The following is a 14459-nucleotide window of genomic DNA, read 5'->3' as shown; positions in this document are numbered from 1 at the left end:
GCTTAGTATAAGCGCATTTTCAATTCAGTCAGCTACTGCCAATTAAAATGAGGCTGAAACATGTATTTATGTCTCAGCCTCATTTAATTTTGAGGAAGTTTTTACTATTTCTGATTTTGTAATTAATCAAATTATATTTAATCTGACTGCTTATCAGCCATAAAATGATAAACATGTAATGTTAAGTAAATGACCTCTGCCTCATATATAGTAATATTCAGTTCTTGTTGCAACATTTTCATTATTTTCAATGCGATATTAAAACACAAAGGATATTGTGTTTTTAATACTTCTTCAAATGCACTTGTTTTTTGCAATACTTCCCCTTTATTCAATCTTCTTATTAAAAATTGAATATGTCTAATAAAGCGTTGATATTGAACCGTTTCTTTATCGATTGTATGTTTCAAATCATGCTCTAAAATAAAGATACTTTTATTAATTAACTCATTTATAGTTTCCATCTCACGTATGGATACTGTTTCAGTATTAGAAGCAATATGTAACGCGATAAAACCAATCTCATCTTCTGGAAAATTTACCTCTAAGACATGATTTAATCGTTCAATTACTTTTTCTGCTATTTCATAAGCTTCACTATATAACTGTTTTGTTTCCATGACGAATGGATTATTAATCAATTGATTTTGTTTCATACGCTTATATGCAAAAATAATATGATCTGTGAGCGATACAACCAATTTTTGATTATCTATTTTCATTACTGAATTGGTAATAATATTTACTGCATCGATCACGGCTTGTATCAAGTTATCATCAGCTAATTCAACCAACGTTTTATAGTGGTCTTGTTGTGATTTTTGATCTAATATATATACTTTTTCAATTGATTGGTTTTCATGCAATGTCATGCCAACCTTTTTATTAAAACCAATGCCTTTTGCAATTAATACATATTCTTGCATTTCATTAGTGCAAATAATTACATTATTATTTAAAACCTTTGTAATAAGGTAAGAACTCATGTCACTCATCCTTCTTATTATGTCAATAAGCATTATATAGTGAAAAATAGAAAATTGAAAGTAGTAAAGCGCTTTTCTATTACTTTTATAGTATTAGTGCATAAAAAAACTATGTATTTCCATTTATAGAAAATACATAGTTATAATTACTCACTTTATATCATTATTTCTTTTTCATGCCCCAGCTTTCAATACCAAATAAATTAATTTCTAATTCTTCTGGTTTAAAGATAGGCTTCTTACCTGCTTTACGTTGACGTTGATAATCGTTCATTACTGCAAATGCAATATTAGATAATCCAATAATTGCGACTAAGTTGACGATTGCCATTAAGCCCATAAATACATCGGCTGTACCCCAAACAGTTTCCGTTTTAATTACTGCACCTACAAATACAAGTACAACAACTAAACATCTAAAAATAAATAATAAAGCTTTGTTTTTTGATAAAAATTCAATATTTGATTGTCCATAGTAATAATTTCCTACTACAGATGAAAACGCAAATAGTGATATTGCTACTGTTAAGAAAATACCACCGGCACTACCTAAATGTTCATTAAGTGCGGATTGTGTTACTGCAACACCTTGTGCCGCATTTTCACCAAATTCTAATCCTGTATATAATAAAATCATAATCGCAGTTGCAGTACAAACAAGCATTGTATCAAAGAATACACCTAACGATTGAATTAAACCTTGTTTTACAGGATGAGGAACAGCTGCTGTTGCCGCAGCATTAGGTGCAGAACCCATACCTGCTTCATTGGAGAACAAACCACGTTTAATCCCTTGTAAAATTGCTGCACCAACTGCACCACCAGTCGCCTGTTCAAATCCAAAGGCGCTCTTAACAATCGTAGTAATCATTGGAATAATTTGGTCATAATTGATAAACAAAATAACAACTACAAGACCGATATATATGATTGCCATAAATGGTACGATGATTGATGATATTTTAGCAATACTACGTACACCACCAAAAATAATAATACCTGTTAGTACTGCTAAAACGATACCTGTTACAACAGGGCTCACGTTATATTGTGTTTTTAATGATTCAGCGATTGTATTAGATTGCACCGTATTAAACACAAATGCAAATGTCACTGTAATTAATATGGCAAATAAAATACCTAACCATTTTTGATTTAAACCTTTAGTTATGTAATAAGCTGGTCCACCACGGAAACCACCATCTTCATCAGGTACTTTATATACCTGTGCTAAAGTTGCTTCTATAAAAGCACTCGCTGCACCAATTAATGCGATGACCCACATCCAGAACACAGCGCCTGGACCACCTAAAACAATTGCAGTAGCTACACCTGCGATATTACCTGTACCAACACGAGATCCCGCACTAATTGCAAAAGCTTGGAATGGCGAGATACCTTTCTTACCACTGTCTAGTGTTTCGGGTTTTTCGCCAATGGCACGAAACATTTCTGGAATCCATCTTAATTGAACAAATTTAGAACTAATAGTAAAGTATAAACCTGCTGTTATTAGTAGTCCAATTAGATATTGCGACCAGATTAAATCATTCCCGACTTGAACAAAAGTTTTGAACCAATCTGGAATTAAACTATCAAAATTACTCAATTTAATCCCTCTCATCTATATAATTTGAATTTTATAGCAAAATCAAGAGATTCATAGTTATTTCATGTACATATTAATAGTCAAAATGCATATGTGCACATGAAAGTGAGCAAAGGTTTAACAGCGTCAGCTAAAAGCCTTGCACTATCATATCTTGCTCCACTATAAATCTCTTGGTTTTATTTTTTATTGCACCTAAAAGGTATTTTATCATTATATAGTTGTATTTACTAACAGTTTTTTCAATTTATATTATTTAACAACTAAACTTTCTACTTCGCCAAAGTCATTAATATCTACTATGAAACTACCATTTGTGTATTGTTCGGATAAATGAATATCTTTTATATCGCCAGTTTCTTGTTGTTTATTTGAATAGATTGTATATTGCTTTTGTCCTGGTTGGACAACTTCGGCAGCTACAATACGATGTGGTGCTTTCTTAAGTTCCTTCAACAATGTAAGGCCACGTTGCGCACGTTTTGCTGTTTGCAACACTTTAAATCCTATACGTTTTAAAGAACCTCTTTGCGTTGCCATTAGAATTGAATCCTTTTCAGAAATCAATTGTGTAAGCACTGCATAATCTTCATCTTTTAAGTTGATAGATTTAACACCAGCTGCTCTTAAACCAGTATCAGAAAGTTCATCACTACTATATGTTAATGACATACCTTTATGTGTAAGCACTGTAATCAGTTGTGGCTCTTCTATGCGCATAACATTAATTATTTCATCATCAGTTTTTAATTTCATTGATACTAATGGTTTATTAAAGCGTGATGTTTTGAACATAGAAACATTACTTTTCTTAATCATGCCATTACGTGTAGCAAGAACATAAAATGCTTCAGGTTTAAAGTCACGTTCACAAAAGACATCTATAACGTGTTCACCTTCATCAATAGGTACGATTTGTGATACGTGTTGACCCAAATCTTTCCATTTGATCTCTGTTAGTTTATGCACTGGAATATACAAGTAACGTCCTTTATTAGTAAAGACAAGTGCTGTATCTAAAGTATTAACTTCTTGATATTTCAGCATCTCATCGCCTTCTTTGACACCAACTTCTTCAGCGCCGCTTGCATTAAAACTACGTAAAGATGTACGTTTAATATAGCCATGTTTTGTGACACTCATGATTACAGTTTCACTTGGTATCATAACTTCTTTATCAATTTTGATTTCCGTAATTTCCGCTTCAATTGAAGACAAACGTTTTTGTTTATAGCGATTTCTTATTTCTGTTAATTCTTCTTTAATAACATTTAATAGAGCATCATGATTATCTAAGATGTTTCTTAAAGCTTCGATAGTCTTTTTCAATTCATCATGTTCATTTTGTAGTTCAACAATGTCTGTATTTGTAAGACGATACAATTGTAACGTGACAATTGCTTCAGCCTGAGCATCACTAAAATCATATTCCGCTACTAAGTTGTTTTTAGCATCTTTTTTATTTTTAGAACTTCTAATGAGTTTTATGACCTCATCCAAAATAGAAAGTGCCTTCATTAAACCTTCTACAATATGCATTCTACTTTCAGCATGGTTTAATTCGTAGCGCGTACGTTTCGTCACAACGTCAATTTGGTGATTGATATAGCTATCAATAAATTGACGTATGCCCATTAGTATAGGACGGCCATCACTAATTGCTACCATATTAAAGTTATAAGCAACTTGTAAATCGGTATTTTTGTATAAAAAGTTCGCCACCGCTTCACTATTAACGTCTTTCTTCAATTCAATTGCTATACGTAAACCAGTGCGGTCTGTTTCATCACGTACTTCAACAATACCGTCTACTTTTTTATCTGCGCGTAACTCATCCATTTTTTTAACTAGTGAACTTTTATTCACTTCATATGGTACTTCGGTAACGATAAGTTCTTTTCTACCATTTCTCAGTTCTTCTAATTCTACTTTAGAACGGACAATAATTTTACCTTTTCCTGTTTCATAAGCTTTCTTGATACCGTCAATACCTTGGATAATGCCACCAGTAGGAAAATCAGGTCCTTTAATATATTTCATCAACTGACTCACTGTAATATCAGGGTTATCAATATATTTAAGCGTTGCTTGTATTACTTCTGCCAAGTTATGCGGTGGTATATCTGTTGCATAACCTGCAGATATACCGGTACTACCATTGATTAATAAATGAGGTAACCTTGCTGGTAAGACCATAGGTTCCATTGTTGTGTCATCATAGTTCGGCATAAATGGTACTGTTTCTTTATTAATATCCCTTAATAGTTCTTCTGAAATAGGGCTCAATTTAGCTTCCGTATAACGCATAGCTGCAGCCGGATCGTTATCAATACTACCATTGTTACCTTGCATATCTACTAACACATGACGTAATTTCCATCCTTGACTCAGTCGAACCATGGCATCATATACAGAAGAGTCACCATGTGGATGATATTGTCCAATGACGTCACCGACAGTTTTAGCACTTTTACGGAAATTTTTATCATATGTGTTTCCACTTGAATACATTGCATATAAAATACGTCTTTGAACAGGTTTGAGCCCATCACGAACGTCTGGCAATGCACGCTCTTGAATGATGTATTTACTATATCTACCGAATCGATCGCCAATAACATCTTCTAGCGATAAATCTTGAATTATTTCACTCAATTTATTTCCTCCTCATCGGGGTTTTCCTGTTCTAAAATTTGAATTTCATTATTATCTAAAATACTTTGTTCTTGTTGTAAACCAAATTCAACATTTTTTTCAATCCATTCACGTCGTGGTGCAACTTTATCTCCCATTAATGTTGTTACACGTTTAGAAGAACGCAATTCATCTTCAATTTGTACTCTAATTAATGTTCGAGTTTCAGGATTCATTGTTGTTTCCCACAATTGGTCGGCGTTCATTTCACCAAGACCTTTATAACGTTGTAGCGTAAAGCCTTTACCTAATTTATCTTGTAATTGCTCTAATTCTTCGTCAGTCCAAGCATATTCAATTTTTCTTGAAGCGCCTTTACCTTTTTCTAATTTGTATAAAGGAGGTAGCGCTATAAATACTCTACCAGCTTCCACTAAAGGTTTCATATACTTAAAGAAGAACGTTAATAACAATACTTGTATATGAGCGCCATCTGTATCAGCATCTGTCATAATGATGATTCTATTATAATTGCTATCTTCAATTTTAAATTCGTTACCAACACCTGCACCAATTGTATGGATAATTGTGTTGATTTCTTCATTTTTGAATATATCATCCAGTTTAGCTTTCTCTGTGTTAATCACTTTACCTCTTAGCGGTAATATCGCTTGATACTTACGATCTCTTCCTAACTTAGCAGAACCTCCTGCTGAGTCACCCTCTACTAAGTATATTTCTTTCTTCTCAGTATTTTTACTTTGCGCGGGCGTTAATTTCCCAGAAAGTAATGTATCTTTACGTTTGTTTTTCTTTCCTGAGCGTGCATCCTCTCTTGCTTTACGCGCTGCTTCCCTCGCTTGTTGGGCTTTTAGTGCTTTTTTCACTAGAGATTTAGACAATTGGCCCTTTTCTTCTAAATAATATGGCAACTTGTCAGACACAACAGAATCAACAGCACTTCTAGCTTCTGGTGTACCCAATTTAGACTTGGTTTGTCCTTCGAATTGGAGTAATTCTTCCGGAACACGTAAGGATATAATTGCTGTAAGCCCTTCTCTTATATCATTACCATCTAGATTCTTGTCTTTCTCTTTTAATTCGTTAATACGTCGTGCATAGTCATTAAACACACGTGTCATAGCTGATTTAAAACCAACTTCATGTGTACCACCATCTTTAGTACGTACATTATTAACGAAACTCAAAATACCTTCTGAGTATTGATCGTTATATTGAAATGCTACTTCTACTTCAATTTTATTCGCTTCACCTGAAAAATTAGCAACTTCGTGTATTACTTCTTTGCCTTCATTAACATAACTCACAAATTCTTTAATACCATCTTCATAGTGGTATACATCTTCACGTTCTTTACCAGCTCTTAAATCTCTAAGCGTGATTTTTAGGCTTTTAAGTAAAAAAGCCGACTCTTGCAAGCGTTCACTTAGCATATCGTAATTAAATGACGTTGCTGCTTTGAATATTTCAGGATCCGGTTTAAACGTTACTTTTGTGCCTGTTTTTTTTGTTTTACCATGTTTTTCAAGTCCTGATGATGGTTTACCACCATTTTTAAAACTTTGAGTATACACCGTACCATCTCTACAGATTTCAACCTCTAACCATTCACTCAGCGCATTGACAACTGATGCACCCACGCCGTGTAACCCACCTGAAGTCTTATATCCACCTTGTCCAAACTTACCGCCTGCATGAAGTACCGTAAAAATGACCTGAACAGTAGGTTTCCCTGATGTATGGATACCTGTTGGCATCCCACGTCCATTATCTTCTATTGTAATACTTTCATCTTTATTGATAGTTACTATGATTTCACTACCAAAACCGTTTAATACTTCATCGACGGAATTATCGACAACTTCATACACTAGATGATGTAATCCACGTTTATCGGTAGAACCAACATACATACCAGGTCTTTTTCTTACGGCCTCTAACCCTTCAAGAACCTGAATGGAATCATCCGAATAGTTATTTTGTTTATTCATTGCCAATCGTTTCGCCCTCCTACAAACATACGTTCGTTTTTAAAACTATACATTAGTTATTCTTATATAAATCTGGATAAATTGCAAGCACCAAATCAATTTTCAAGTAATATTTCATTCACTTATGAAAATTTTTATTCGTCTTATTATGGTCTTATGTGGTAAAATAATTTTAATGTCATTAAAGGATGTGGATTATATATGATGATTATAATCATGTTGATACTAAGTTACCTCATTGGTGCATTTCCAAGTGGCTATGTAATAGGGAAATTATTTTATAAAAAAGATATCAGACAATTTGGTAGTGGCAACACTGGCGCAACAAATAGCTTTAGAGTATTAGGTAAACCAGCAGGATTCCTAGTTACTTTTTTAGACATATTTAAAGGTTTCATTGTGGTCTTTTTACCACTTTGGTTACCTGTCAGTGCAGAAGGCCCTATTAGTTCATTTTTCACAAATGGATTAATCGTTGGTGCTTTCGCAATTTTAGGTCATGTATACCCAGTTTACCTTGGATTCAAAGGTGGTAAAGCTGTTGCTACAAGTGCTGGCGTTATACTCGGTATGAATCCTATCTTATTAATTATATTAGCAGCTATTTTCTTTATAATATTGAAATTAACAAAATATGTTTCGCTTTCAAGCATTATTGCATCAATTTGTTGTCTTATTGGTGCAGTACTAATTCGAGACTTTATCTTGTTTATCGTTAGCATCGGTGTGGTTGTACTACTGATCTTTAGACACCGTTCTAATATTGTAAGAATATTCAAAGGTGAAGAACCTAAAATAAAATGGATGTAACTATTACACAAGTCACTATGTAAACAATCAAGTAATTAAAATAAAAAGCTAGAGGACTTCTATTGTCTCCAGCTTTTTATTTTTAGCTTAAGACACCTAACATCCACGTACGAAGAATTAATTTCTCCGAGCACTTTAAAACATCATTACTTCTATTATACTACTAATGTAGCGCTTTAACATAGATTTTCGCTATTTCACATATGTCTAAATTAATTTTAAATAACTTTTTAATAATTTATGCTATAATACATTTAATATTACTCAGAACGGGTAATGTATATAATACTAATTTTTAGATTAGTGACTAACTTTCATAAGTTAAGTACTTGTGAACCGAAAGGAGACTTTTATTATGGAAATAGAACTTTCAAATAAAGCAGTGTCTTGGTTTAAAGAGGAACTTGAATTACCTGAAGGTGATAAAGTTTTACAATTTTTCGTTCGTTATGGTGGAGAATTCCAGTTAAAACAAGGATTTAGCCCTGCCTTTAGCGTAGACAGAAAAAACGAAGTTGAAATTGGTTACGAAAATAATTACGAAGGTTTAGACGTTGTAATCGCCGAAAAAGATTTATGGTATTTTAAAGATGATAATTTATTCATCGATATAAGTGATAGCGTTGACGAAATTTCGTATACTACTAAATAATATATAGTTAAATTATTTGAACTTAAGTTAATGTACAAACTGTGTTGATTATTATTTTCCTTCTATATAATATTAGTTATACAATTGCATTTAAACTTTTGGATTCAAATAATTCACTATTAGTATAATTAAAGAAGATTTCGAGATAAAAGACTTAAAGATAAATAAATAAAGGATGATTTCTATTAATTATTATAGAAATCATCCTTTTTCTTTGTCTTGTCATGCATCATTTGATCAACACTTAACGAAAAGCATCATTAAGTGAAACACCACGCACAAGCTCTAACGTTTCGCCCACTTTATTTCTTTGATCAACATCAAGATAAGCTGTGTGCCACTCCGGGAAATATTTATCTAGTCTAATAGGTTTAAAGTCTTCTTTTTTGATACAAGTTAAAGTTGTAGATCCTGTAGTCGCTAACTCGCCTGCTTCATTAAAAATCTCATAACGATACACATATCTCAATCTAGAGTATTTATCGACCCACGTCTTAACTGTTACCTTCTCAGGATACGTGATGGATTTAATATATTTAATATCTATCTCTGTTACTGGCGAAATAATACCAGCATCTTCCATGTCTTTATAACTGAAGCCCAATTTAGAGATATAATCTGTACGTGCGACTTCAAACCAAGTAGGATAGTTCCCATGATAAATCACGCCCATTTGGTCTGTCTCTTGATAACGTGATTCTATTTTTGTCATACTGTAAATCATTTTACGTCCTCTTTTCAAATACTCATAGTCATTATTACACATTAAATATTAACATAAAAAAGGGAGTAGGACAGAAACCAAAATTTGATTTCATATTCCCACACCCATAAGTCTGACTAGAAAAGGAATACAAGTGCTGAAGCTTTTGCATAAGAACTACTGGCCTTCATAAATGAAGAAGTAGTTCTTTAAAAGCTTGAAACAAGTGTATTTAAATATCAGACAGCTACTGTGTAATTTTTAAGTTACTATTTACTTGCTAATTTTTTTCTTAATACAAGTTGTAAGATACCACCATGGCGATAATAGTCCATTTCCACGTTTGAATCAAAACGTGCAACTGCTTCAAATTCAATGACTTTGCCATTTTCTTTTTTAGCTTGTACTTTAACTAAATCATGAGGTTTAACATTCTCATCAATATCAACTGAAATAACTTCAGTTCCATCGATGCCTAAACTTTCAGAAGACTCCCCGTCTTTAAATTGTAAAGGTAATACACCCATCATAACTAAGTTTGAACGGTGAATACGTTCGTAACTTTGAGCAATAACTGTTTTAACACCTAAAAGGTTTGTTCCTTTAGCTGCCCAGTCACGTGAAGATCCCATGCCGTAGTCATTACCTGCTAATACTACTAAGCCCGTGCCATCTTCTTTGTATTTCATTGCTGCGTCATATATTGGCATTTGTTCGCCTGTTGGCCAATATGTTGTGAATCCACCTTCTGTACCTGGGGCCAATTCATTTTTAATACGAATGTTAGCGAAAGTACCACGAACCATAACTTCATGATTACCACGACGTGAACCATATGAGTTAAATTGACGAATTGGAACATCGTGATCTAATAAGTATTTACCTGCTGGTGTGTCTTTACCAATAGCGCCTGCTGGCGAAATATGGTCAGTTGTTACTGAATCTCCAAATTTACCCATAACACGTAAATTATTAAGTGATTCAATTGTTCCTGGCTCTTTAGATAAGCCTTGGAAAAATGAAGGATTTTGAATGTAAGTAGATTCAGAATCGAAGTCATATAACGGTTTATCTGTAACATCGATTTCGTTCCACATTTCATTATTATTGTACACCGTTGCATATTCTTCTTTAAATAATTCAGGTGTAACAACATTATCTACAGTATCCGAAACTTCTTTAATTGTAGGCCAAATGTCTTTTAGATATACATCTTCGCCATCTTTGCCTTTACCTAGAGGTTCATTTTGTAAATCAATATTTACTGTACCTGCTAAAGCATATGCCACAACTAATTGTGGTGAAGCTAAGTAGTTACCTTTAACTAATGGATGAATACGTCCTTCAAAGTTACGGTTACCTGATAATACAGATGTAACTAATAAATCTTCTTCTGCTATAGCTTTTTCAATTTCTTCTAGTAATGGGCCAGAGTTACCAATACAAGTTGTACAACCATAACCTACAAGGTTAAATCCAAGTTTATCCAGATAATCGTTTAAACCTGAATCATTTAAATAACCTGTAACAACTTTTGAACCTGGCGCTAATGAAGTTTTAACATATTCTGGAACTTCTAATCCTTTTTCTACTGCTTTCTTAGCAACAAGTCCAGCACCTAACATTACATATGGGTTAGATGTATTTGTACAAGATGTGATCGCGGCAATAGCTAAGTCACCAGTTTTCATTGTTGTCGTTGAACCGTCTTTAAATTCAATATCAATGGTTTTATCAAACTCGCTCTCATCAAATCCGTGACCTTGGTTGCCTGCTGGTGCAGTAACTGATTTTTGGAATTCAGATTTCATATCACTTAAGAAAATTAAATCTTGAGGACGTTTTGGACCTGCTAATGAAGCTTCAACAGTTGATAAATCTAATTCAACAACTTTAGTATATTCTGGTTCATCTGCTTCTACTGTGAAGAACATACTGTTTTCTTGTAAATATTTTTTCACAAGTTGAATTTGATCCTCAGAACGACCTGTTAAGCGCATATATTTTAATGCTTCTTCATCGACTGGGAAGAAACCACAAGTCGCACCATATTCTGGAGCCATGTTTGCAATTGTCGCACGATCTGCCAATGGTAGATGTTGTACACCTGGGCCAAAGAATTCAACAAACTTGCCAACCACGCCTTGTTTACGTAACTCTTGAGTCACACGTAAAGCTAAATCTGTAGCTGTTGCACCTTGTGGTAATGCATTAGATAATCTAACGCCAATCACTTCAGGAATTGGGAAGTATGAAGGTTGACCAAGCATTCCAGCTTCAGCTTCGATACCACCTACGCCCCAACCTAATACGCCAAGACCATTGATCATTGTCGTATGTGAGTCAGTACCTACTAATGTATCAGGAAATGCTACAGTTTCACCGTCTACTTCACGAGCATGAACAACATTTGCTAAATACTCTAAGTTAACTTGGTGAACGATACCAGTTGCTGGTGGCACTGCACTGTAATTGTTAAACGCTTTAGTAGCCCAATTTAAAAATTGGTAACGTTCGTAGTTTCTTTCAAATTCTAATTTCATATTACGTTCTAGTGCATCAGGATTTGCATAGCTATCAACTTGAACTGAGTGGTCAATAACTAAATCTACTGGTACTTCTGGATTGATTTTGTCCAAATCCCCGCCAACATCATTCATTGCTTTACGTAATGATGCTAAGTCTACAACAGCAGGAACCCCTGTGAAATCTTGTAAAATAACACGTGAAGGTTTAAATGGTACTTCGCCTTCTGCGCCTTTAGTGAAGTCAGATAATGCTTTGATGTGTTCGTCAGTGATTACAAAACCATCTTCTTGTCTTAAAACAGACTCTAGTAATACTCTTATTGAGTATGGTAATTTTGATACTTTCGTTAAACCTTGTTCTTCTAACGTGTTTAAATCATAAAAAGTATATGATTTCCCGTTAAGCTCAAACGATTTTTTCGCTTGTTGTTTGATATTAGAAGCCATAAAAATCCCCCTTGAAATTTATATTGATTATATGCCGTTATCTGAATTGTATAATTAAATGCAACTTAAAACAACTACATAAGACTAGAAACCTATATAATTTAGATTTGATTTTTCAATCAGTATGTATAAGCATAACTTATCACGCGCTGAATGTGTAATAAGTTAATGTTATCAATTGAGAATCATTATCAGCTATTTTCATTTACATATCGTATTCAATTTAGTATTTTACATTATTCTAGTTGCCTATATATTTTTTATTTATATTAATGCCTTAAACAAAAGCCGCTTCTACTTAATATTTAATCTTTTTGCGTACAAAAAAACTGGGGATCCACTACGGGTTCCCCAGTTACTTCACATTATTTTTCAGTTTTTTCAGAGTCTCTTAATGGTTTACGTCTTTCAATAATATCATCTTCATATTCATCTTCTTGATGTTGTACATAATCTTGCAATCTATGTTTGTTAGGTGTCAGTGTTAAGCCTAAGAACTTACGCTCTTTGTTCGCATCTTTGTAGAATGAAATCATCATCATTATAACTACAAAGGAGAACGGCAAGGCACTTATAATGGCGGCACTCTGAATCGCGTTCAGTGCTTGTGCACCATCGCCCCCACCTGCAAATAATAATACGAAAGCAATTAATGACTGTGCAATACCCCAAGTGACTTTAACGTAATTCGAAGGATTTAACGAACCATATGTCGTTTGCATACCTAATACGAATGTCGCTGAGTCAGCTGAAGTAATAAAGAATGATGCAATTAATACCAATGCAATAATTGACAATATAATGCCCATAGGTATTTCGTTAAACACAGCAAAGAGTTGTGTTTCAACGGTCATATCGAATATTTCAGGATTTTTCTTACCAGTTTCAATACCTAGTACACCAAATACACTGAACCAAACGAAACTTACTAATGCAGGTACTAAAAGTACACCTGAGATAAATTCTCGGATAGAACGTCCTTTAGATACACGTGCGATAAATATACCTACGAATGGACTCCAGCTTAACCACCAACCCCAATAGTAAAGTGTCCAACTAGACATCCATTCACTTTTTTGAGGGTTTAAAGCTGCTGTATCAAATGAATTAAATAGGAATGAGTTCAATAGACTACCTGTTGAACTTGTCATCATATTTAAAATTAATACAGTTGGGCCAATAATAAGTACAGCTACCATCAATATTAAACCTAAACTAATATTTAGATTACTTAAATATTGGATACCTTTACTTAATCCAGACCAAGCACTCATGATAAATAATATAGTTACAATCACTATAATTATTGCTTGTACCCATATATTATTTGGAATACCGAATAAGTAATTCAAACCACCATTGATTTGTAATGCGCCCATACCAAGTGATACGGCAACACCAACAACAGTAGCAAATACTGCTAATACGTCGATTATTGTTCCGATAGGGCCTTCTACTTTATCGCCTAAGATAGGTCGCAAAGTTCTTGAAATAAGTCCCGGTTCGCCTTTTCTAAACTGGGCATATGCAAGCGCTAATGCTACTACGCCATAAATTGCCCATGCATGGAAGCCCCAATGGAAGAACGTTGCGCGTAAACCTTCAGTATACGCTTCAGTTGTTTTTGGATCTGCAGTTGGCGGTGCAGCAAAGTTAGCCATCGGTTCAGCAGCACCATAAAATACAAGTCCAATTCCCATACCAGCACTAAATAACATCGCAAACCATGAAATTGTATTAAATTCAGGTTTATCATTCGGTTTACCAAGTTTCAGTTTACCGATAGGACTAAATATTAGGAAAACACAGAAGAAAACAATGAAAGTTGTAAGTATTAAATAATACCATCCAAGTTTTTCTGTTATCCATAGTTTGATTGTATTTGTTACAGTATCAAACTGTTCCGGCAAGAATGCACCAATGAGCACTACAATCGCTACGAGAATCGCACTATAGATAAAAACTGGAGATATCTTCTTACCACTAAGTTTATCGTTAGAAGAATTCATTAATAATAACTCCCTTTCTCATCTTATTTAATTTTTTAAAATCCTAAATAGAAAAAACACAATAAATTC

General features: G+C 33.8%; 9 protein-coding genes. 2 read left to right on the top strand and 7 right to left on the bottom strand.

The features are described 5' to 3' along the window. Positions 1-137: 137 nt before the first annotated feature. From glcT to parE, 4 genes are all read right to left on the bottom strand, one after another. Positions 138-986, bottom strand: coding sequence for a glucose PTS transporter transcription antiterminator GlcT (glcT, locus tag M4L39_RS02780; RefSeq protein ID WP_277580643.1), 849 nt, complete (start codon positions 984-986; stop codon positions 138-140). 163 nt (positions 987-1149) lie between these two features. After that, the gene (locus M4L39_RS02775) at positions 1150-2595 is read right to left on the bottom strand and encodes an alanine/glycine:cation symporter family protein (protein ID WP_277580642.1); all 1446 of its coding nucleotides are present in this window, start codon (positions 2593-2595) and stop codon (positions 1150-1152) included. 252 nt (positions 2596-2847) lie between these two features. Further along, entirely contained in the window at positions 2848-5250 is a 2403-nt protein-coding gene (gene parC, locus M4L39_RS02770) for a DNA topoisomerase IV subunit A (protein ID WP_277580641.1), read from the bottom strand. Next, positions 5247-7241 carry a DNA topoisomerase IV subunit B gene (gene parE / locus M4L39_RS02765; protein WP_277580981.1) on the bottom strand — a complete coding sequence of 665 codons (1995 nt, stop codon included), beginning with the start codon at positions 7239-7241 and terminating at the stop codon, positions 5247-5249. The genes parC and parE overlap by 4 nt, the downstream gene beginning before the upstream one ends. 201 nt (positions 7242-7442) lie before the next feature. Between parE and plsY the strand changes: the two genes are divergently transcribed. Continuing rightward, positions 7443-8051, top strand: coding sequence for a glycerol-3-phosphate 1-O-acyltransferase PlsY (gene plsY, locus M4L39_RS02760; protein ID WP_277580640.1), 609 nt, complete (start codon positions 7443-7445; stop codon positions 8049-8051). A 355-nt stretch (positions 8052-8406) separates the two neighbouring features. Continuing rightward, positions 8407-8703, top strand: coding sequence for a HesB/YadR/YfhF family protein (locus tag M4L39_RS02755; RefSeq protein WP_277580639.1), 297 nt, complete (start codon positions 8407-8409; stop codon positions 8701-8703). 244 nt (positions 8704-8947) lie between these two features. Here M4L39_RS02755 and menI read toward each other — a convergent pair whose 3' ends face one another. The 3 genes from menI to M4L39_RS02740 all read right to left on the bottom strand — a co-directional run bounded on the left by menI (position 8948) and on the right by M4L39_RS02740 (position 14390). Next, positions 8948-9427: a 1,4-dihydroxy-2-naphthoyl-CoA hydrolase MenI gene (menI, locus tag M4L39_RS02750; protein WP_277580638.1), complete on the bottom strand. Its 480-nt coding sequence runs from the start codon at positions 9425-9427 to the stop codon at positions 8948-8950. Between the two features lie 248 nt (positions 9428-9675). Next, positions 9676-12381: an aconitate hydratase AcnA gene (gene acnA, locus M4L39_RS02745; protein WP_277580637.1), complete on the bottom strand. Its 2706-nt coding sequence runs from the start codon at positions 12379-12381 to the stop codon at positions 9676-9678. A gap of 365 nt (positions 12382-12746) precedes the next feature. Then, entirely contained in the window at positions 12747-14390 is a 1644-nt protein-coding gene (locus M4L39_RS02740) for a glycine betaine uptake BCCT transporter (protein WP_277580636.1), read from the bottom strand. Between the last annotated feature and the right edge of the window lie 69 nt (positions 14391-14459).

Origin of the sequence: Staphylococcus equorum, from assembly GCF_029531845.1 — a bacterium.
In the GTDB taxonomy this organism is placed as follows: domain Bacteria; phylum Bacillota; class Bacilli; order Staphylococcales; family Staphylococcaceae; genus Staphylococcus; species Staphylococcus equorum_C.
The sequence above is the reverse complement of the archived record's forward strand: the minus strand, read 5'-3'. Positions and strand labels throughout refer to the sequence as shown.